Source organism: Aquimarina sp. AU58 (genome assembly GCF_900312745.1).
Classification (GTDB): Bacteria; Bacteroidota; Bacteroidia; order Flavobacteriales; family Flavobacteriaceae; genus Aquimarina; species Aquimarina spinulae.
Genome location: NZ_OMPD01000008.1, coordinates 469,342 through 491,616, shown reverse-complemented (window position 1 = coordinate 491,616; position 22,275 = coordinate 469,342). Strand labels below are relative to the sequence as shown.

Annotated in this window: 17 protein-coding genes, 1 tRNA gene and 1 rRNA gene; 16 read left to right on the top strand and 3 right to left on the bottom strand. The window is 32.7% G+C overall.

Annotation, left to right across the window (positions count from 1 at the left end; translation table 11 throughout):
- Position 1 precedes the first annotated feature (1 nt).
- From rrf to DK441_RS06640, 4 genes are all read left to right on the top strand, one after another.
- Positions 2 to 109 (top strand): 5S ribosomal RNA (rrf, locus tag DK441_RS06655).
- 215 nt (positions 110 to 324) lie between these two features.
- Positions 325 to 1,692, top strand: coding sequence for a Gfo/Idh/MocA family protein (locus tag DK441_RS06650; protein ID WP_109098010.1), 1,368 nt, complete (start codon positions 325 to 327; stop codon positions 1,690 to 1,692).
- 58 nt (positions 1,693 to 1,750) lie between these two features.
- Positions 1,751 to 2,824, top strand: a complete 1,074-nt coding sequence (locus tag DK441_RS06645; RefSeq protein WP_109098009.1) for a mevalonate kinase — start codon at positions 1,751 to 1,753, stop codon at positions 2,822 to 2,824.
- A 15-nt stretch (positions 2,825 to 2,839) separates the two neighbouring features.
- A complete protein-coding gene (locus tag DK441_RS06640) occupies positions 2,840 to 3,712 on the top strand; it encodes a sugar phosphate nucleotidyltransferase (protein ID WP_109098008.1) in 873 nt (290 codons plus the stop codon).
- A gap of 191 nt (positions 3,713 to 3,903) precedes the next feature.
- Here the strand turns inward: DK441_RS06640 and DK441_RS06635 are convergent, their stop codons facing one another.
- Positions 3,904 to 4,104, bottom strand: a complete 201-nt coding sequence (locus tag DK441_RS06635) for a hypothetical protein (protein ID WP_109098007.1) — start codon at positions 4,102 to 4,104, stop codon at positions 3,904 to 3,906.
- A 672-nt stretch (positions 4,105 to 4,776) separates the two neighbouring features.
- Here DK441_RS06635 and DK441_RS06630 point away from each other — a divergent pair.
- Positions 4,777 to 6,480 carry a helix-turn-helix domain-containing protein gene (locus tag DK441_RS06630; protein ID WP_160111972.1) on the top strand — a complete coding sequence of 568 codons (1,704 nt, stop codon included), beginning with the start codon at positions 4,777 to 4,779 and terminating at the stop codon, positions 6,478 to 6,480.
- A 130-nt stretch (positions 6,481 to 6,610) separates the two neighbouring features.
- Positions 6,611 to 6,811: a hypothetical protein gene (locus tag DK441_RS06625; protein ID WP_139062576.1), complete on the top strand. Its 201-nt coding sequence runs from the start codon at positions 6,611 to 6,613 to the stop codon at positions 6,809 to 6,811.
- A gap of 110 nt (positions 6,812 to 6,921) precedes the next feature.
- On the opposite strand, the gene DK441_RS06620 is transcribed toward DK441_RS06625, so the two are convergent.
- Complete coding sequence (locus DK441_RS06620; RefSeq protein ID WP_108807672.1) at positions 6,922 to 8,064, bottom strand: acyl-CoA dehydrogenase; 1,143 nt, start codon at positions 8,062 to 8,064, stop codon at positions 6,922 to 6,924.
- 471 nt (positions 8,065 to 8,535) lie between these two features.
- On the opposite strand from DK441_RS06620, the gene DK441_RS06615 reads away from it, so the two are divergent.
- The 7 genes from DK441_RS06615 (at position 8,536) to DK441_RS06585 (ending at position 14,691) form a co-directional block, all read left to right on the top strand.
- Complete coding sequence (locus DK441_RS06615) at positions 8,536 to 9,762, top strand: Glu/Leu/Phe/Val dehydrogenase dimerization domain-containing protein (protein ID WP_109098005.1); 1,227 nt, start codon at positions 8,536 to 8,538, stop codon at positions 9,760 to 9,762.
- Positions 9,763 to 9,789: 27 nt separating this feature from the next.
- Positions 9,790 to 11,259: a sodium/proton antiporter NhaB gene (gene nhaB / locus DK441_RS06610; protein ID WP_109098004.1), complete on the top strand. Its 1,470-nt coding sequence runs from the start codon at positions 9,790 to 9,792 to the stop codon at positions 11,257 to 11,259.
- 82 nt (positions 11,260 to 11,341) lie between these two features.
- A complete protein-coding gene (locus tag DK441_RS06605) occupies positions 11,342 to 12,028 on the top strand; it encodes a MotA/TolQ/ExbB proton channel family protein (protein WP_109098003.1) in 687 nt (228 codons plus the stop codon).
- Position 12,029: 1 nt separating this feature from the next.
- Complete coding sequence (locus tag DK441_RS06600) at positions 12,030 to 12,422, top strand: biopolymer transporter ExbD (RefSeq protein WP_025667309.1); 393 nt, start codon at positions 12,030 to 12,032, stop codon at positions 12,420 to 12,422.
- A gap of 2 nt (positions 12,423 to 12,424) precedes the next feature.
- Positions 12,425 to 13,318 (top strand): energy transducer TonB, encoded by an 894-nt coding sequence (locus tag DK441_RS06595; protein WP_109098002.1) that lies wholly within the window; start codon positions 12,425 to 12,427, stop codon positions 13,316 to 13,318.
- Positions 13,319 to 13,326: 8 nt separating this feature from the next.
- Positions 13,327 to 14,544 carry a folylpolyglutamate synthase/dihydrofolate synthase family protein gene (locus DK441_RS06590; protein WP_109098001.1) on the top strand — a complete coding sequence of 406 codons (1,218 nt, stop codon included), beginning with the start codon at positions 13,327 to 13,329 and terminating at the stop codon, positions 14,542 to 14,544.
- A 69-nt stretch (positions 14,545 to 14,613) separates the two neighbouring features.
- Positions 14,614 to 14,691 (top strand) — tRNA-Val (locus DK441_RS06585).
- Positions 14,692 to 14,934: 243 nt separating this feature from the next.
- Here DK441_RS06585 and DK441_RS06580 read toward each other — a convergent pair.
- Entirely contained in the window at positions 14,935 to 15,522 is a 588-nt protein-coding gene (locus tag DK441_RS06580) for an RNA polymerase sigma factor (RefSeq protein WP_160111971.1), read from the bottom strand.
- A gap of 137 nt (positions 15,523 to 15,659) precedes the next feature.
- Between DK441_RS06580 and DK441_RS06575 the strand changes: the two genes are divergently transcribed.
- The 3 genes from DK441_RS06575 to DK441_RS06565 all read left to right on the top strand — a co-directional run bounded on the left by DK441_RS06575 (position 15,660) and on the right by DK441_RS06565 (position 22,057).
- Complete coding sequence (locus tag DK441_RS06575) at positions 15,660 to 16,781, top strand: FecR family protein (protein WP_160111970.1); 1,122 nt, start codon at positions 15,660 to 15,662, stop codon at positions 16,779 to 16,781.
- A 257-nt stretch (positions 16,782 to 17,038) separates the two neighbouring features.
- Positions 17,039 to 20,470 (top strand): SusC/RagA family TonB-linked outer membrane protein, encoded by a 3,432-nt coding sequence (locus DK441_RS06570; RefSeq protein ID WP_160111969.1) that lies wholly within the window; start codon positions 17,039 to 17,041, stop codon positions 20,468 to 20,470.
- A gap of 21 nt (positions 20,471 to 20,491) precedes the next feature.
- On the top strand, positions 20,492 to 22,057 hold the full coding sequence (locus tag DK441_RS06565; RefSeq protein ID WP_109097997.1) for a SusD/RagB family nutrient-binding outer membrane lipoprotein: 1,566 nt from the start codon (positions 20,492 to 20,494) through the stop codon (positions 22,055 to 22,057).
- Positions 22,058 to 22,275 lie beyond the last annotated feature (218 nt).

The following is a 22,275-nucleotide window of genomic DNA, read 5'->3' as shown; positions in this document are numbered from 1 at the left end:
TTAAGGTGGTTATAGCATCGGGGCTCACCTCTTACCATTCCGAACAGAGAAGTTAAGCCCGTTAGCGCCAATGGTACTACAATCGTGGGAGAGTAGGTCACCGCCTTCCTTGAAAACCCTTCATAATTATTATGAAGGGTTTTTTTATGTTTAAAAACCAACCCCAAATACTTTAGAAAATAGAGTAGTCATACAATAAGATAGAGCTGTTAAAAAAAATGAAAGCTCGTAGTTTATACAGATAGAAAAAAAGAAATACACAGTCCTTTTTAACTATGAGCTTTTCTGTTATATTTAAAGAATGTAATAGAAAAACTAAACATCATGAATACACACAAATCTAGACGAAACTTTATTAAAAAAACAGCAATAGCAGGAGCTGGTATTTCTGTACTACCTAACTTAACTTTCGGAAATAAGGGATATAGTCAAAAAGAAAAACTTAAATTAGGACTAATTGGTGTTGGTCTAAGAGGAACAAATCATTTAAGAAATGTTCTTTTAAGAGATGATGTGTTAGTAACAGCAATTTGTGATATTGATCAGACTCGGATAGATCTTTCTTTAGAAGCAATCAGTAAAGCAGGGGGAGCTAAACCAAAAGTATTCGGTAAAAATGAATATGACTACAGAAGTTTACTAAACCTAGAGGATGTAGATGCCGTAATTATATCTACTCCCTGGTTATGGCATACCAGGATGGCCAAAGATTCGATGGTAGCAGGTAAATATACCGGTCTTGAAGTTTCTGCTGCTAATACTCTTGAAGAATGCTGGGATTTGGTAAATACCCATGAAGCTACCGGTACACATCTTATGATTTTAGAAAATGTTAACTATAGACGAGATGTTTTGGCAGTCCTAAATATGGTTAGACAAAATGTGTTTGGAGAGTTAGTGCATTTTAGATGTGGATATCAGCATGATCTGAGATTTGTAAAACTAAATGATGGAAAAACTGCATATGGAAAAGGAGTAGAGTTTGGTGAAAAAGGTATTTCTGAATCAAAATGGAGAACACAGCACTCGGTAGCAAGAAATGCAGATGTATATCCAACTCATGGTGTAGGTCCTATGGCTACAATGTGTAATATTAATAGAGGAAATCGTTTTTCATCTATTACTTCTAATGCAACCAAAGGCATAGGTTTACACAATTATATTGTGAAAAATGGAGGAGAAAACCATCCAAATGCAAAAGTTAAGTTTAAACAAGGAGATGTTATTACTTCGACTATTGAGACTACAATGGGAGAAACCATTATAGTTACCCATGATTGTAATTTACCTCGCCCTTATTCATTAGGGTTTAGAGTTCAAGGAGCCAATGGATTATGGGAGGTCGATGGAAATAGAATATATATAGAAGGAAAATCAGAATCACATAAATGGGATCAGGCAGATGAATGGCTGGCAAAATATGACCACCCTTTATGGAAAAAATATGGAGAACATGCAATGGGTGCTGGTCATGGTGGGATGGATTTTTTTGTGATTAATGCTTTTGTAGAATCTGCAAAACAAAATATAACACCACCATTAGATGTGTATGATGCCGCTGCATGGAGTGCAATTACACCGCTGTCAGAAGTCTCTATAGAGAATAATGGAGAACCACAGGATTTTCCGGATTTTACAAGAGGATTGTGGGTCAAAAGAAAACCGTACAACTGGATTAAGGATACCTATTAGTTTTAATAGAGATTATTGAGATGGATTATTATAAAACATACATTATTTAAAAGCAATTTTGAAAAAAATAAATATAGTATCTCCGGGAAGAACTTGCTTATTTGGGGATCATCAGGATTATCTTGGATTACCTGTTATTGCATGCGCAATAGATAAATATATCACACTAAATGCTATTGAAAATGCAGCCGCTCTTTTCAAGATAAAATTACCAGATATTGGAGAAGAGAGAGAGATTCTTATAGGTGAAAAATTTGAGCAGATCGAGCACAGGGATTATTTTGCTTCATCTCTTAGAGTGCTAAGACGATATGGCTGCATCCCAGATCAAGGTTATGATATAGAGATAAAAGGAGATTTACCACTTAATGCGGGAGTTTCCAGTTCTTCTGCACTTATAGTAGCATGGGTAAGGTTTTTGTTGGAAGCATTTGGTGCAAACCAGGAAGTGACCCCAATACTGGTTTCTAGAATAGCTTATGAAGCCGAAGTTCTGGAACATAATGAGCCAGGAGGATTGATGGATCAATATTCAATTGGCTTGGGAGGAGTTTTGTTTATCGATACCAGTGAGAAAACATCTTATGAAAGGATACAGAATACGGTACCGGGATTAATTGTAGGTGAATCCGGAGTGAAAAAAGAAACCATAGGTACGTTGGGAGATCGAAAAGAAAAAGCACTTAGAGCTATAGAATACGTGACACTAAAAAAACCTGATTTCAATATAAAATCTACTTTACTGGAAGAGTATGACGAATATGAAAAATATATTCCATCTGATTTGAAACCTTATTTCTTTGCGGCTCTAAAAAATCATTCTATAACGCTTGAAGCTTTACAAGAATTTAAAAAGGAAGTTCCGAATATGAAGTATTTAGGAGATTTAATGAATCAACACCACCATATTTTAAAAGATATCCTTAAAATAACGGTTCCTGTAATAGATAAAATGGTAGATAGTGCAATCCAGGCTGGGGCTTATGGAGTTAAGATTGTTGGATCAGGTGGAGGAGGTAGTATTGTGGCTATAGCTCCAAAAGGTAAGGAGGAACAAGTTGTAGAAGCTATTAAAAGAGAAGGTAAAACCTCCTATGTTGTAAATGTAGACTCTGGAGCAAGAGTTTTGTAACGAGAAAATAGAAATATGCACGAAAATTTAATCATTTTGGCAGGGGGAGCGTCTTCAAGAATGAAGAAGGTAATAAAAACCAAATTAAGTACTGATTTGACAGCGCAAGCAAATACGCGATCAAAATCTCTTATTAGTATAGATGCAACTGGGAGACCTGTAATGGATTATCTTTTGTATAATGCTAAACAGGCAGGGTATAAACATATATTCATTGTTATCGGAGAAAAAGAAAACCTGATAAAGGAGTTTTATGGAGATAACCCTGGTGGAAATAATTTTCATGGCCTCACTATTAATTATGCAATACAATATATCCCAAAAGATAGAGAGAAACCTTTTGGAACAGCAGATGCTCTTCATCAGGCAATTACACAATACCCAGAATTAAATGACCAAACCTATACTGTTTGTAATAGTGATAATTTGTATTCTGAAACTGCTTTAAAAGCTTTACGGAGTACTGATCATGCAAATGCTTTTGTGAGTTATGATAGAGATGCGTTGCAATTTAGTTTGCAACGGATAGCTCGATTTGCCTTGGTATCTTTGGATGAAGAAGGGTTTTTGAAGGATATTATTGAAAAACCTTCGATCGAAGACAGTGAACTCTATAAAGACAGATTTGGTAAGCTTAGAGTAAGTATGAATATTTTTAAGTTTGATGGAGCAATGTTTAAGGGTTATGTAGTGAATTGCCCGGTTAATGAAAAAAGGAATGAAAAAGAGCTTCCCACAGCACTATTAGATATGGTAAAAGAACACCCTACATCGGTAATTGGGATACCGATATCAGAACATGTACCAGATCTAACATCAAAGGAAGATATTACTATTCTTAAAGAATATATTGAGAAACACTATGTTGATATGGATTGGAACAGATAAGGTATTCTATTTCTTTGCTATTTGTAGGGTTAGCCAATTCCGTAGATTGATTATTAGTAAATTGAATGTTTTATTGGTTGCTAAACGCTACAATTAGAAAGAAGAATGTTTAGAAACACGATTCATGAGGAACTTGGAATTAACACCAAGCCCTACTTTATCTTTTCGTAGCGTTTAGCAAAAGTTTATTTTTATTCAAGATATACAGTAGCAGATACACCACCTCTATCTCGACACCAACGGCTACCGCCTCGTTCTACCGAGCTTTCTGATTCTGCAGATGCACTAAATGATTCTCCATTACCACAAATTACTAAACCATGCCCACCTGCATTGATTCTTGATAATAATTTCTTGTCAATTCTATACTTAGAAAATTTTTTTAAATACATAAAATGTAATTTTAAAGTGTTATTGAATAATTATTTAATTATAAGTAGTTAACATCGAACTTTTTTCGCAATAATTTATATTAACTGTTTGTTTCCGGAATTTATAAGTTAATATAATTACTTTGCTTATTTAAAGTTAAATAATGTTAACACCTATGCCTTGATAAATTAATATATGTGATAAACCCTTAAGAATCAATAACTACTAGTTGATTGAGATTAGAACTGGGTGCAGAACCTTCATAACAAGTTTCTGATCTATAATTACATATACGTGTCCCACCGACTATTTTTTTGTTGATCTTTACTTAACGTTTTTCTGAAATCTAAAATCGATTTTTTCATGATATATATTAATAATTTGATACCACAATATGTTTAGTGTCGTCTATGGTTTTACGACTATATATTCACTTTTTATCTGTCTTGTGATAATGATAATATATATCTAAAGAGTAACTTTGTGGGATAAAATTATATGGAAAAGACAAGTTTTTCAAGGTGCTCTGGTTAGGATTTATAAATTTTACCTTATCGATTTATAAATTTTAACCTACGTTTTTATACTTAGGTTCTTTTTTTGTAATTGCCAGGATAACTACTTTTTTGAAGTTTTTTATTCTTCGTAAGTTTGTTTATTAAACATACATGCCCTTTTTAATCTACTTATATATGAAATGGATCGGTTTATTGGTAATATTAATATTTTATATCCCTTCATTACACGCAACATCCCAATTACGAACCGAACAGAAAATTGTTAATGCAGATTCATTAAAGAGTAAAACATTAAGAGAATTAGCAATTAAATTTTGGAAAGGGAAAGACCTCGATTCTGTTTATAAACGAAAACTTGCAGATACTTATATTTCTAAAGCGAAAAAACAGATTAATAATGAGAGGATAGCAGATGGATATCAAATGTTTCTTTCTATCTACAAAAAACAGCCTGAAATATCATTGCAGTATGCAGATTCTATAATTGAAATAACAAAAAAGTTACGAAATAACCATTATCCTTCTACAGGATATATGATAAAGGGAAATATATTAAGTACCATAGAACAGCACGATGAAGCATTAGAAGCATATTTAATTGCTAAAGAATATGCAGAAAGGAATAACAATAAACGACAGTTGATTGGTTTAAAACATAACATTGCATTGTTAAAAACCATCCTGGGAAAAGAGAAAGAAGCACTACTGGTATATAAAGAAAATTATAGTTACTTACTAAAACAAGATAGTGTTATGAAGCGTAGTCAGATTTATATAGCTACGTTGTATAAATTGTCTGATAGTTATAATCGACTTAAGCACTATGATTCGGCATACTTTTATCTTAAAAAAGGAATAACAGCTAGTCTGTCTGGTACTTATAGGCATCATTACCCAAATCTTTTATTTGCTTACGGAATCAATAGTTATTATAGAGAAGAATACCAATCGGCTATCGATAGTTTGGATAAAGCATTGATTTTATCAGAAGAAGATGTCAATGATGTAAATGTAAGAAAAGGATATCTGTATTTGGGGAAAACCTATTTGCAACTAAAAGAAGAGCGAAAAGCATTGAAATATTTAAAGAAAGTAGATGAAATTACTAATGAGTCAAACTATAGATTAGAAATAAGAGAAGCGTTTACATTATTGCTTGATCACTATAAAAAGAATAAAGATCAAAAGAATCAGTTAGAAATAATGAAAAAACTGTTACGGTATGAAAACGCGTCTAATACAAAATATAACCGATTAAATCACTCTATTGTAAAAAAGTACGATATACCACAGTTGATAAAAGATAAAGATCACTTGATAAGTGAAATTAGAAATAACAATAAAGTTTTAACTTATAAGTCAATAGCGTTTAGTGTCTTTTTGATCATAATTGTAAGTTCTTTATATATTTATTTTTCGAAGAAAAGAAAAAATAATTATAAAATTCAATTAAATAGGGAATTAGAGAAGGTTAAAGTTTTAGAGAATAAAGAGAGGAAGATTGTCAAGTCAAGTAAGGATTTTTCAACTAAATTGAAAAAAGAAATACTTGAGAAGTTGAACAATTTTGAAGATAATAAAGGATATTTAAAAAACGATCTTACTTTAAATAAAGTTTCGAAAAACTTAAAAACAAATTCTACCTATTTGTCTAAGGTGATTAACATGGAGAAGAAAAAGAATTTTGCAAATTATATTAATGATTTAAGAATTGAATATTGCATACAACAGATAGAACAAAATAAAAAATTTAAACACTACTCGATCAGGTCAATGGCAAAAGAAGTTGGTTTTAATAATCTACAATCTTTTGTCACAGCTTTTTCTAAACGAAAAGGGTGTAATCCAGCAGAGTTTATGAAAAAGTATGGGCATTAGTTTGGGGTGCTTGTATTTGTAGTGAAATAAGGTGAAGATTTATAAATTTTGACCTGCAAATGATTTTTAATAGATGTTACAAGATTGTTTCTTTATTACTTTTGATGTATTCATTAATACAAAAGAAACCATGAAAAGAAAGAACAAGATTAAAATCAATCTTCAAAAAATTAAAATAACAAAATTAGATAACCCAATGAAATATGATGTGAGAGGTGGTGGTTTTCAAGAAATCGATTCCATGCTTAATAATCTTTGTAATAGTGATGGTTGTGATTCTGAGTCTCCTTGTAATGTTCAGGGAACAACAATTTTTGGGGGAGAAAGATAGTTGGATTAGAAAATAGTAATGATATAACTAATCTAAGCTAAAATAAATAACACAAAAGCCCAGTTCGTAATTTTACAAACTGGGCTTTTTTATTAGAGAGTTTTAACTAATTAATCTCTAAGAATACTTCTTGATATTACAATCTTCTGTATTTCACTGGTACCTTCATAAATTTGAGTGATTTTTGCATCTCTCATTAATCGTTCTACGTGATATTCTTTAACAAAACCATTACCACCATGAATTTGTACTGCTTCTATACTAACATCCATTGCGGCTTGAGACGCAGCTAGTTTTGCCATAGCACCAGATAAATCATAGTTTTCATGGTTATCTTTGTCCATTGCAGCTTTATAAACTAACATACGGGCAGCTTCAATCTGTACATGCATGTCGGCAAGCTTAAAAGCAATTGCCTGGTGATTCATGATTTCTGTTCCAAAAGCTTTACGAACCTTAGCATATTCTTTTGCTAGTTCATACGCCCCCGAAGCGATTCCTAATGCTTGTGCAGCGATTCCTATACGGCCTCCAGCCAATGTTTTCATAGCAAACTTAAACCCAAAACCATCTTCGCCAATTCGATTTTCCTTAGGAACTTTTACGTCATTAAATATAAGAGAATGTGTGTCACTTCCTCGTATTCCTAATTTATCTTCTTTTGGTCCAACTTCAAACCCTTCCCATCCTTTTTCAACAATAAAAGCATTGATCCCTTTATGCCTTTTTTCTCTATCTGTTTGAGCAATAACCAAATAATAATCAGCAGAATTACCATTAGTAATCCAGTTTTTTGTTCCGTTTAGTACATAGTGATCCCCTTTGTCAATAGCCGTTGTTTTTTGAGAAGTAGCATCACTACCAGCTTCTGGTTCAGATAAACAAAAAGCACCTATTGATTCTCCTGTAGCAAGTTTAGTTAAATATTTTTCTTTTTGCTCAGCATTTCCAAAAGTGTCAAGGCCCCAACATACCAAAGAATTGTTTACAGATACAATTACAGAACAAGAGGCATCTACTTTGGATAATTCTTCCATTGCCAAAACATAAGAAATAGTGTCCATTCCGCCACCACCATACTCTGGAGAAGCCATCATTCCTAAAAATCCAAGTTCCCCCATTCTTCTTACTTGTTCTTTAGGGAATTCTTGTTTGTTATCACGTTCGATTACACCTGGTAATAGTTCTGTTTTAGCAAAATCACGAGCTGCGTCGCGTATCATTAACTGCTCTTCGGATAATTTGAAGTCCATAATTTTCTTTATAATTTACTGTGCGTGCATAACACGAAATTTTCACTTTCAATGAAAATAAATCGAGATAATCACGATTTTGTTATTAATTCTACAAATATAAGCTATAATATGATAGTTTTACTGTTTTATTGATTTTTTGAGATAATCATTTTTCAAGATAAAGTCTAGAAGATTTTTATAAGGGATATAAAAATACTGTAGATTATTTTTTTTAAAGTAAAAAAACTACTACTTAATTACCATAATTTTATTTTTATTTAAGCTTTTGCCATGTTTAGTTTTTTATATTTGTGAAGTCGAAATTTGACTATAGTTCGATTTATTGTAATATCTGGTAATATGACTCAACTCTAACCTCCGTAATGGAGGATTATTTTTAATTAAAAAGATAGGATAAAATAAGTATGTTGTTTTTTGAAATGTTTTTTAAAAACACAATTGGTTATTCAATAAATTGAAATTTTAAGAATGAAAGAGTTATTAAGTAAATACGAAAATAAAACACCCGAAATAGTTTTTAATTGGAAAGATGCTGAAACTGAAGCAGAAGGGTGGACAGTTATAAATTCATTGAGAGGTGGTGCTGCAGGCGGAGGAACCAGAATGCGTAAAGGATTAGATATGAATGAGGTCCTTTCTTTAGCAAAAACAATGGAAGTCAAATTTACAGTATCTGGCCCGGCAATAGGAGGAGCAAAGTCGGGTATTAACTTTGATCCTGATGATCCCCGCAAAAAAGGAGTTCTTAAACGCTGGTATAAAGCTGTATCTCCTTTGTTAAAAAGTTATTACGGTACAGGAGGAGATCTTAATGTAGATGAGATCCATGAGGTTATACCTATAACCGAAGAATGTGGAGTTTGGCACCCGCAAGAAGGAGTATTTAATGGTCATTTTCAACCTACCGAAGCTGATAAAATAAATAGAATAGGGCAACTGCGCCAGGGTGTTATTAAAGTACTAGAGAATACTATGTTTTCTCCCGATGTTAACAAAAAATATACTGTGGCAGATATGATTACAGGATATGGAGTAGCAGAGGCTGTACGGCACTATTATACTATTTATGGAGGTGAAGTAAAAGGAAAAAAAGCAGTAGTACAAGGTTTTGGTAATGTAGGATCTGCAGCAGCATACTATCTTTCTGAGATGGGAGCAAAGATTGTAGGAATAATTGATCATGCCGGAGGACTCATAAACGAAGATGGCTTTTCGTTTGAAGAAATAAAAGAATTGTATTTAAATAAGAGAGGGAATAAATTGTATAGCGAACAACGCATTCCTTTTGATGAAATGAATGAAAAAATATGGTCTTTACAAACCGAAATCTTTGCTCCTTGTGCAGCATCCAGATTGATTACCAAAGACCAAATTACCAAAATGATTGATTCTGGTTTAGAAGTTATTTCATGTGGAGCTAATGTACCTTTTGCAGATAGCGAAATATTTTTTGGCCCAATAATGGAATATACCGATGAGCGAGTAAGTTTGATCCCGGATTTTATTTCTAACTGTGGAATGGCAAGAGTTTTTGCTTATTTTATGGAGCGAAAAGTACAAATGACTGATGAAGCTATTTTTAAGGACACTTCAGAAACCATAAAGAAAGCGATTCAGGATACATATAATGAAAAACAAACAGAAACCAATATCAGTAAAACAGCGTTTGAGATAGCTCTCAGACAGCTGATATAATATTAATTGTATTAACCAAGTAAAACTATGTTCAAGTATTTTTTAGGGAGCAGTCCGAAATGGTTTAAAACCGTAATGATCGGATTTTTGATTTTTAATGTATTTTCTTATTTTCTTTTAGGGCCAACTATAACCGCATGGTTGTTTATTGGGGAGTTTATTTTCACCCTTGCCATGGCGCTTAAATGCTATCCGTTACAATCGGGAGGATTATTAGCGATAGAGATTCTGGCATTAAATCTCACAACACCCAAAAAAGCATATCATGAAGTAGATCAGAACTTGGAGGTAGTTTTACTATTAGTTTTTATGGTTGCAGGGATTTATTTTATGAAGCCCTTGCTAATGTATATTTTTAGTAAAGTATTTACCAAAATAAAATCCAAGATGGTATTGTCGCTATTGTTTGTATTTCTGGCGGCAATACTTTCTGCATTTTTGGATGCTCTAACAGTAACAGCTGTTTTAATAAGTGTTACTGTAGGATTTTATGGAGTATATCATAAAATTCATTCTGGGTCAGGAGATTTTGATGAGAGTGGGGTTTTAGATAGAAAAGAATTAAGTGGAGAAACTTTAGAGCAGTTTAGAAGTTTCTTAAGAAGTTTGGTGATGCACGGGGTAGTAGGAACAGCATTGGGAGGTGTATGTACCTTGGTGGGAGAACCGCAAAACTTACTTATCGGAGAACGAATGGGATGGGATTTTATACAATTCTTTTTAAAAATGGCACCAATTACAATACCTGTTCTGGGAGCAGGGTTGCTTACAACAATAGTTTTAGAAAGTACAAAGTCATTCGGTTTTGGAGCAAAATTACCAGAAGTTGCCAGAAGGATTATAGAAAGCTATACAGAAGACGAAGATGCAAACAGATCTGATAAATCTAAATATGGACTAATTGTACAAGCAGTATCTGCAGTACTTTTGATTATTGGTTTAGCATTGCATCTGGCACCAGTTGGTCTTATAGGCTTAGCATTAATTATTGTTCAGACTGCTTTTATGGGAATTACAGAAGAACATCAATTAGGAAAAGCTTTTGAAGAAGCACTTCCGTTTACAGGTTTGATTGTGGTTTTCTTTGTTATAGTAGCCATGATACATGACCAACATCTTTTTACACCAATTATTGATTGGGCATTATCCTTAGATCCGGGCCAACAACCTTCTATGTTTTATGTGGCTAATGGAGTTTTATCAATGATTAGTGATAACGTTTTTGTCGCAACTGTATATATAGGAGAAGTAGAACAAGCGTTTAATAATGGAGCAATATCACGAGAACAGTTCGAAAAATTAGCAATTGCAATTAATACAGGAACAAATTTACCTAGTGTTGCAACACCTAATGGTCAAGCTGCGTTTTTATTTTTACTAACCTCTTCCTTAGCACCGTTAATTGGATTGTCATATACTAAAATGGTAAAGATGGCTTTTCCATATACAATAGTGCTCGGAGGTATTGGTTTATTAGGAGTTATATATATATTATAAGAATAAAGAATATACTTAACCTACAGAAATAACGTTAGTATACTAACACTAAATTAACAAAATCAAAATGACGTATTTATCAATGCTTGGTGCTTTAGCCCAAAATACCCCAGAAATTGATCCGCAAGTAGAAGAAAATACATTATCCATTATGGACCTTTTACTTAGTGGTGGAACAGGAGCAATCGTGATCATATCGATTCTTTTTGTGTTACTATTTATTGCTGTGTATATTTATTTTGAAAGAATTTTTGCAATTAAAGCAGCTTCAAAATATGATGAAAGTTTTATGGATAAGATTAGAGATAGCGTGGTGAATGGTAAAATTGAAGCCGCAAAAATTTTATGCGCGCAGACGAATAATCCTATTGCAAGGTTAACCGAAAAAGGAATTTCGAGAATAGGTCATTCGTTAGAAGATATTAATAAAGCAATCGAGAACGCTGGTAGACTTGAAGTGTATAAACTAGAAAAAAATGTTAGTATTCTTGCTACAGTGGCAGGAGCCGCTCCTATGATTGGTTTTCTAGGAACGGTAATAGGTATGATTATTGCATTCCATAATCTGGCATCAAGTTCGGGAACAGCAGATATGGGTGTTTTAGCCGAAGGTATTTATACGGCAATGACAACAACTGTTGGTGGACTAGTAGTTGGGATTGTAGCCTATATTGGATATAATCATTTGGTGGTTCGTACAGATAAAGTGATCCACAGTATGGAAGCTAATGCTGTAGATTTCTTAGACTTGTTAAACGAACCTGCGTAATATGAATTTAAGAGGAAGAAATAAAGTTAGTCCAGAGTTTAGTATGTCTTCTATGACAGATATTGTATTTCTGTTATTAGTTTTCTTTTTACTAACATCTCCTGCGATTACTCCAGAAGCTTTGGATTTAATATTACCAAAAGCCAAAGGAAAGAGTTCTAATGCACAAAATATATCGGTAAGCATTACTAATAAATTACAATACTATATCGATGAAGAGCGTATAAGTCAAAGTAGTTTAGAATCTACATTATTATCACGATTACAAGGGAAAAATGAACCTACCATTATTCTAAGAGCCGAAGAAGGGGTTCCTATAGAAAAGGCAGTTGGTGTAATGGATATTGCCAATAGAAATAAATTTAAAGTAATATTAGCCGTTAGGCCCGAATAGAAATGATAAAGCTGGATACAAAACATAAAAAGAAATCCTTTGTGCTTACGATACTAGTACACGTAGCGATTATCTTTTTATTGTTTTATCTGAGCTTAAATTATATGGAGCCTGAAGAGGAAGGTGGTATTGCTGTAAACTTTGGGACTACAGCAACTGGTTCGGGTAAAATCCAGCCTAATACCCCTATTAAATCCTCACCCAGGCAAACTACTCCAGAAACAACATCGTCGACTCCAGAGCCACAAGAAGAATCTCCTCAAATAAAAGATAAAGTGGTTACTCAAGAGCTCGAAGATGCACCAGTGATAGAAAAAAAACCAAAAAAGAAGCCTAAAAAGAAGACAGAGAAGCCTAAAGAAAAACCGAAACCTTCGGATCAGAAGCCTTCAAAAAATACAACAAAAGAAAAACCCGTTAAAAAGGTAGAAGAAAAAAAACCAGATCCAAAACCAGATAAGTCTACTTTGGATATTCTAAATAGTTTTTCTAATGGCCCAAAGAATGATGGTAAAGCAAAAGGGGGAGAAGGCGATGATAAATCACCAGGGGATAAAGGAAGCCCGGATGGAGATCCTAATGCCAGATCATACTACGGAACCGGTAAAGGATTAGATGGAGATGGTAATTATCGATTAGGCGGTAGAAAAGCCCTTAATAAAGAAAAATTTGTTCAGGATTGTAATGAATCAGGTATTGTGGTGGTAAAAATAGAAGTTAACCAAAGCGGAAAAGTGATTAGAGCCACTCCTGGAGTTAAAGGGACGACCAATAGTGCTTCGTGCTTAATGGGGCCAGCAAAAAGAGCAGCCTTGGCTACACGGTTTAATAGCGATGCTAAAGCTCCGGCAAAGCAAGTAGGAACAATTATTTATCAGTTTAAACTTTCTGAATAATATAAAGAATGAACTATAGGGAGACCCTCGATTGGATGTTTACCCAATTACCAATGTATCAGCGCCAGGGTGCCAGTGCATACAAAGTAGATCTTCATAATACGATACAATTAGCAGCATATCTAGGAAATCCCGAAACCAAATTTAAAAGTATACACGTAGCAGGAACAAATGGTAAAGGCTCTACTAGTCATATGCTAGCTTCAATACTGCAGGAAGCAGGTTATAAAGTTGGGTTGTATACTTCGCCGCATCTCAAAGATTTTAGAGAACGCATTCGAATTAACGGAGTTACTATATCTGAAGAATATGTGATTGATTTTATTTCAAAACATCAACCTTATCTCGAATCGAATCAACTTTCTTTTTTTGAAATGACCGTAGGAATGGCATTTCAGTATTTTGCAGAATCAAAGGTAGATATAGCAGTGGTAGAAGTTGGGCTAGGGGGAAGATTGGATTCTACTAATATTATTACTCCAGAAATTTCTGTAATTACTAATATAGGATTAGATCATACTCGTTTTTTGGGGAATACATTAGCTGCGATAGCTTCAGAAAAAGCAGGGATCATTAAAGAAGGTGTGCCAGTTGTTATAGGAAGGAATGTAGAAGAGACCTCAAAAGTTTTTATAGAGGCCGCTAACGCATCTCAAAGTCCTCTGTATTTTGCCGAAGACTGTAATGGTACAATATATTCGTCTGATCTAAAAGGAAGTTATCAAAAAGAAAATATAAAGACTGTTTTACAAACTGTAGGTTTGATTAAGTTAAATGAGTGGAGTATATCTGAAAATGATATTATGAAAGGACTTCAGAATGTAGTAAAAAATACTCATTTGTTAGGAAGATGGCAGATATTACAAGAAAACCCTAAAGTGATATGTGATACTGCTCATAATGAAGATGGATTGAAGGTAGTGATGAAACAATTGATTGAAGAAGAATATGATCATCTTCATATAGTGTTAGGTGTGGTAGACGATAAAGATTTAGATACTATTTTGCCGTTATTTCCTGTGCAGGCCAGATATTATTTTTGCCGACCTGATATTATAAGAGGGCTTGATGAGAAAAAATTAAAAAAAGAAGCTTTAAAGTTTAACTTAACAGGAGAAGGGTATAACTCGGTTGCAGAAGCGTATGAAGCTGCTTTACAGAAGGCTACAGATAAAGATGTTGTTTATGTAGGGGGAAGCACATTTGTTGTTGCAGAAATAATTTAAATTTTCTTTAAAATTCTTTTGGTAGACTATAAAACTGTCTTATATTTGCATCCGCAATCGCAAGATAGCGGGCGCTTAGCTCAGTTGGTTCAGAGCACTTGGTTTACACCCAAGGGGTCAGGGGTTCGAATCCCTTAGCGCCCACCAAAAAGGAATCTTCATTTTTATAATGTTGATTCCTTTTTTATTTCTTAGAAATTATTTGATAAAAACAATCGTACCTAAATATTGTATTTATGTAAATATTCTTGTTAATCTGAATAGGAAGAATTCTGTATTTTGGATTCTTTAGAAGGAACTAAAAGTTTTTGCAGTACTGATTATTTATGATATCAATATATATGAAATAGTAATGGGAAGTAGTAGAAAAACGAGTTTGTATTTAGCTATTTAATCCAAATATTTTAATGAACGTTTTTTAAATATTGAAATAAATAAAATAATTTTCTCATTTTTAAAACTATCTCTAATTTTTTGAAAAGCTATTCGCATTTGAGATTCAACAGTCTTCACAGATACATCTAATTTTTCAGCAATTTCTTTATACTTTACTCCATCTCTTTTATTTAGCAATAAAATCTGTTTGCAACGTGGAGGAAGCTCTTCAATAACTGCTAAAATCTTTTTTATCCTTAACTGTCGTTCAGTAGGATCATTGTGTTCGATTTGATTTTTTAAAACACTTAGTTTTAATTCATCGATTACCTTGTTTCTTATTTGATCTTTACGGTATTGATCAACATACAATCTGTAGCAAACTGTGAAAAGGTAATTTTTTAAAGAAGACTCTTCAGCTAAGATTTCTCGTTTATTCCATAAAATGATAAAAGAATTCTGAACAATATCCTTAGCTTTTTCTGTGTCGTATGTTAAAGTGGTTACATAAGCTAATAAAGGCTTATACAATTCATTGAAAATTAATTTAAATGCATCTTCATCATTTTTCTTAATTTTTAAAACCAAATTACTATCATTCATGCTAAATTCAACGTTATTCCTGAAATGTGAATTACAAATATGCAAAAAAAAAAAAGAATTTTCTTTTAAGGGTTTTTGGTAGACCATACGTTTAATCAATAAAGAATAGTAGTTAGTGTTGAAAAAAAAGCAGAAACTTGAAAAAATTAATTGAAAAATATTTAACCAATACGATTAGCTCATCAGAAATGATGGATTTATCTAATTGGTTAAGGAAAGATGAAAATAAAGAAATTTTTAAAGCATATATACTACAATATTATGATCTAAATTATGCGTTACAAGATGTAGATGTTGAAAACGAATATACGACATTGATGAAATCCATTAGGAAACAAAAAAATAGTTATAAAAAGTGGTATAAATGGGCTGCTATTTTTGTTGGCGTGGTTGGACTTAGTAGTATATTTCTTTTAAACACTCCTAATGAAGTAGTTCCCGAAGATAATGAGATTACTTTAAAATTGGAAAATGGAGATGTGAAAATTATTCGAGAGAGTAACAATGAAAAAATAGTAAATAAAGAAGGAACAATAGTAGGTGTATATCAGGATGATAAACTCGAATATAAGAATACTAAAGTAAGTGATAAGGAGCTTGTATATAATGAGGTATCAATTCCTTATGGTAAAAAACTACAACTTGTTTTATCCGATGGGAGTATGGTTCATTTAAATGCTGGAAGTTCATTAAAATATCCAGTAAAATTTTTAAAAGGTAAAGATCGAAAAGTATTTTTAAGCGGAGAAGCATATTTTGCAATAGCAAAAGATAAACAACATCCCTTTATTGTAAACACTCAAGATGTAAATGTTCAAGCTTTGGGAACTAAATTTAATGTTAATTCTTATAGAGAAGATAATGAAATGAATACTGTTTTGGTAGAAGGATCAGTTGGAGTTTATAAAGTGGATGAGAAATTTGATGCAAATACTTCTACTGTATTACAGCCAGGTTATAAATTTACTTTGAATAAATCTCAACAGAGTATTAATGTAAAAGAAGTTGATGTTAGTGAGTACACTGCTTGGACTAAAGGAGAGTTGTTATTTAAAATGAAACCATTTTCTGAAATTATTAAAATATTAGAAAGAAATTATGATGTCGTTATTACAAACAATTATAGTTCACTAAATGAAAAACGTTTTTTAGCAAAATTTGATACAGAAACTATAGAACAAATACTAATTTCTTTTCAGGGTAGTGAAGAATTTTCTTTTACAATTGAAGAAAATAGAATAACAATAAATAAACGATAATTTTATTAACCATTAAACCATTAAATCAAAGTAGTGCCTATGATATAAACTTTTAATATAAAATTATTAATTGAATAAAAACGTATTGTAAAAAAAATCGAGAAATAGTGACGTATTTCCCGATTATAGAATACGATTTAATCAATATGAATCATTTCGACATGAATCTTTATTATTAACTAAATCATCACAAAAATATGAAAAAATTCTTTACCTCAGGGGCATGTTTATATACCCCCCCTAAATTGAATTTAAAAATGAAACTAACACTGTTATTAACATTCATTTCTCTCTTTAAAATTCAAGCTGAATCATATTCTCAAAATACTAGGATTACTATTAATTTAGAATCTGTAAAAGTTATAAAAGTATTAGAGACTATAGAGTCGTTATCTGAGTTTAAATTTTTGGCAAATGAAAATGTAATAGATCAAAACCGTTTGGTTTCGATTAACATGAAAAATAAAAAGATCTATAAAATATTAAATCAACTATTTAGCAATCAAGGGGTAACGTATAAGGTTATAGATCGTCAAATTATTTTAGTCAAAAATAAACTAAACAATGAAGCTGTTAAAAAGTTAATTCCAGAACCAGTTAAAAAGACAAAACAGGAAAAAGAAATCAATGGTACTGTAAAAGATCAACAAGGGGTTCCATTGACAGGTGTAAATATAATCATATCAGGTACGACTAGGGGAGTACAAACAGATTTTGATGGGAGATATACTATAAAAGCTTCAATAGGAGATGTATTAGATTTTTCATTTATAGGAATGAAAACAGTTTCAATTGCAGTAGGAGATTCGTCGACTATTGATGTCGTTATGGAAGATGACACTGCAAGTTTAGAAGAAGTAGTAGTAACTGCTTTAGGAATTAAAAGGGAGGCCAAAAAATTAGGATACTCAATACAAACCGTAGAAGGCGAAGAATTAACAAAAGTAAGAAATGTTAATGTAGTTAATAATCTTGCAGGTAGAGTAACTGGAGTCCAGGTTAATCAAAATGGGACAGGTATAGGAGGATCTGCTTCGGTTACCGTTAGAGGTGTTACTTCATTAGTGCCAGGGCAAAACTCGGCGTTGATTGTTGTAGATGGTGTTGTTTTAGATGGAGGTAGTTTAGGAGAAGGAAGTTTTTCTGGAGGCTTAGATTATGGAAATGCATTATCCGATATAAATTCTGATGACGTAGAAAGTATCAACATTTTAAAAGGAGGGAATGCCACTGCACTTTATGGTTACAGAGGTTCTGCAGGGGTTATTGTAATTACGACAAAGAAAGGTAAAGCGGGTAGAGTTAAAGTTGATCTGTCTTCTTCGGTGACTTTTGATAATGTATTAATTGCCCCTAAACTACAGAATAGTTATGGACAAGGTCGTTTTGATGCTGCTACAGGACAGTTGGTTTATGATATTACCAGACCTGGTAGTTGGGGACCTGCATTAGACGGTAGTCAGCAAACACGATTTGATGGTGTAGGTACAGCTCCTTACAGTGGTAATCCTGGTGATTTTAAAGATTTTTACGGAACAGGTTTAACCATGATAAATTCTGTAGGCTTATCAGGAGGATCTGATATTATAGATTATAGATTGTCTTATTCTAATTTATTTAATAAGCCCGTTTTATCGGGTAGTGATTATAAACGTCAATCTTTGTCGTTAAATACAAATACCAATGTGACAGATAAATTAAAAGTACAAGCCAAAATTGCGTATGTAAAAAATACAGCAATTAATAGAGCCGATATAACAGATGGACAGGCAAATACAGTTCGAAGCTTGATCTTAAAACCTAGAAACATTTCTAATACAGATTTAGAAGCCAATTATATTAATCCCGATGGTACGCCAAATAATTTTGGAGGATCTTCATTTACAATGAACCCTTACTATGCAATTAATACTAAGTTGAATGAAGATACCAAAAACAGGTATACAGGATTAATAAGTGCAACATATAAACTTACAGATGGTTTATCTACTACTGCTAGATATTCTCAGGATCAAAGTAATTATGCGGCTTCTATATTTAAAGGTCGAGGAGTTTTTGATAATGCACCTTCAGGGCAATTAGTAGAAATTACACAGCAAACTACAACATCAAATTATGATTTCTTATTATCATATAATGGGTATTTAACAGAAAAAATATCTGTAAACTCAACTGTAGGATATAGTGGTTTTGAGAACAAAGCAAAATCTACAACTGTGCAAGCATCGGACTTATTAGATCCTTCACTTTTTTCAGTAAATAATTTTGGAACTAAAGGAGCTAGTACAAGAATAAGTAACCTTAAATCTCAATCTCTATTTGGTTCGGTACAATTTGGATTTAATGATTTTGCATTTGTTGAAGTAACAGGGAGAAATGATTGGAGTTCTACATTACCAGTAGATAGTTTTTCATTTTTTTACCCTTCTGTAGGAACGAGTTTTCTATTGCATGATATTTTTGGTATAGATAGCGATAAGGTTAATCTTATAAAACTTAGAGCAAGTTGGGCAAAAACAGGAAATGCAACACTGCCTTACAGATTGGCTCCAGTATATAATGTATCTTCTGCTCCGTATGATGGACTTACATTATTTTATTTTGGTGACCCTAATTTAACACAGGGACAAGCAGAAGAAGGAGCAGCTCCAGGAACTGTAATCCCTAATAAAGATCTAAAAGCCGAATTGTCATCAGAATATGAGTTGGGTATGGATGTTAAACTATTCAATAATCGATTAGGATTAGATGTTACATACTATAATAAGGAAACAAAAAACCAGATATTGTCAATCTCTTTACCCTCTACCACAGGAGCGCAGAGCAAAATAATTAATGCAGGTTTGGTTTCTAATAAAGGAATAGAGATCGCTTTAACAGCAACCCCGATAAAATCGACAAATTTCGAATGGAATACTGCTTTTAATTTTAGTAAGAATGAAAATAGAATAGAAAAACTTGTACCAGAGTTACCAACCGCTATTATAGCAAGACAATTTAATGATGTTATACAATTAACTGCCACCGAAGGGAATGTGTATGGGGATTTGGTTGGTCCATCATTTTCTCGGGATGATCAGGGACGTGTGATTTATGATAGTGATGGTTTACCAGTTGTAGGAGAAAATAAAATCATAGGAAATGTTACTCCAGATTTCTTACTAGGAATTAATAATTCATTTTCATATAAAAACATAGAACTTGGATTTTTGATTGATATTAAATCAGGAGGAGATGTGTTCTCATTTACTGATTTTGTAGCCAGTACAAATGGTAACGATATTAGAACCTTAGAAGGAAGAGAATTTTATACAGGAGGTAATGGTATTATGGTACCAAGTGACGCCGTTGTAGACGGTACATTATCTCCAAGTGTTGCCGCTAGAGGGGTTGACCCAGCAACATATTATCAAAGATTAGGTAATATCTCTGAAAACTGGATTTCTGATGGTAGTTATGTTAAATTAAGACAAGTATCGTTAACGTATAACTTTCCATCTAGTATTTTAGATAGATTTTCGATTGCAAATATGTCTATAAGCTATATCGGGAGAAACTTAGCAATTCTTCATAAGAATACACAGAATTTTGATCCAGAAGTTGGTTTTAATACCTCTATCCAAGGAATTGAAATTTATGATTTCCCTTCTACCTCTAGCCATGGTGTAAAGTTAAACTTGTCATTTTAATACTAAATAATTTAAAATATTATGAAAAACATTAATCATAAAAATTATTCAAACATTAAAAGACAATTTTTCGCTATTGTGTTAATGTTTGGTTTCTTAACGTCTTCATGTACTAAAGACTTTGAAGAAATAAATACCAACCCTAATTTACCCGAAGAAAGCGGAGCAGATAACATTATGGGAGGGGTGCAATATTTTACCTTTGCAGAGCCTAGATTTGTGGCATGGAGAGGTAATCTATTATATTCATCACAATTTTCTCATCAATTCTCAACAAGTGTTGCAGGAAGCTGGTGGGCTGGTGGTGATATATACGATAATGATCAAGGTTGGACCAATGCTGTATTTGATAAATCTTTTACAAAGAGTAGTTTGAATCTACGTAATTTATTAATCAAATTTGGCGAATTAGAGGATACCAATGGTCAAGCCGCGACCAAAATTATGATGTCTCTTTTTTATCAAAAAATGACTGATATCTTTGGAAATGTCCCTTATACCGAAGTTATACTGCCTGAGTTTGAAGTGAGTCCTCCAAAATATGATACTCAAAAAGTTATTTATAGAAGCATTTTAGAAGATCTAAAAGCACAAATGGATGTCATAGGAAACTCAACAACAACTATTAGTGGTGATAATGGGGATTTTATATATGAAGGAGATCCTCAAAAGTGGAAAATTTTGGCAAATACATTACGATTACGCATGGCATTACGAAGTAGAGATGCGTTTAATGCAGATGGAGAAAGCGCTTTTATTGATGGTGTTATAGCAGATTGTTTATTAAATTCACTAATAGACGAAACTAATGAGGCTACACTAATTAGATCTCGTGATCCTTTGGTTAATGGTAATCTAGATGGTGGTTTTGAAGATGTTTATTGGGGATTTGGAACTGGTGCAGGAGGTAATGGAGTTACAGGTTCTAAATGGATTTTAACAGATAGACTTGTAAATCTTATGCAAGATAATAATGATCCAAGATTACCAGAAATTGCAATTGAAGCAGAAAACGGAGGGTATGTTGGAGGTATGTCTAATGTAAGAGTTTCCCCAGCCTGGGAGGATATGTCTAAGCCTGGACCAAAAATAGTAGGAACGTCTTTTTCTGACATTAAAGATCAAGTACCCGTAATGGTGTTAACAGCAGCCGAATCCTATTTTTTACAAGCAGAAGCTGCATTGTTAGGATATGGGGGAGATGCTAATAGTTTATACCAAAGTGGTATACTAGCTAGTATTGATTTTTGGGGAGGTCAAGATGCCGGTGATTTCATAACAAATGAAGCTATTGCTACATTAAGTGGCGCTACTCAGGATCAGCTTAATCAGGTTTATAACCAAAGATGGTTAGCATCTTTAACAAACGGATATGAGAGTTGGGCATTGGTAAGAAGGGTAGATATAATACCACAAATAACTGATAATGTTAATTTTTGGGTAAGTCAACCTAATAATGGTAATGTTCCTAAAAGATTACAATATTCTAGTACAGAATTAATCTCTAATAGTGTTAATGTACAAGAAGCAATTAATGCTCAAGGTCCAGATGTAATGTCTACAGCTCTTTGGTGGGATGTAAATTAATTTACCATTTATAATAGAAGTATAAATGAATGCCAGATTAAGTTTTTAAGAATGGCTATTTTTCAGTATTAATTTCAGAAAATAGAAAAGTGTTTTTTGTAGTCATGATTATTGCAAATTTTGTATAAGAATAATGATATAAAAAATTAGGATATACATGCAACAAACTTAGTCTGGTAATTTATGCTTTAATTCAAGCTTTTAATACATATTAGAAG